We start from the raw sequence: 274 nt of genomic DNA on the forward strand, positions 1-274 counted from the left end.
TGATTTGATTCTCTTTGTACATTTTGGATAAGATCCTTGCTGTACAGCCAACTTGCTCAGCACGATAGTAAAGAGGTTCACTTGTTTCAAAGTTGGCAATACGGTGAGGGTCAATGACCTCCGTCACTTGTACTTGATCAATATCGCTTACACTTTGCTGGAATTCGTTATGATCGACAAGAATGACTTGCTTTGTTTCGTTTGCAGCCGTTTCAATGAAACGAGGTGCTTTTTGTTTAAAGAAATCTAATGCGTATTGTGTTTCTCCATTGAT

The 274-nt window shown here is 39.1% G+C and carries 1 protein-coding gene; it reads right to left on the reverse strand.

Annotated features, from left to right (window positions below; translation table 11 throughout):
- A partial coding sequence (locus SB775_RS29350) for a DHH family phosphoesterase (protein WP_410864756.1) occupies positions 1 to 274 on the reverse strand: 274 nt, incomplete at both ends.

This window comes from Peribacillus sp. SIMBA_075, assembly GCF_046534585.1.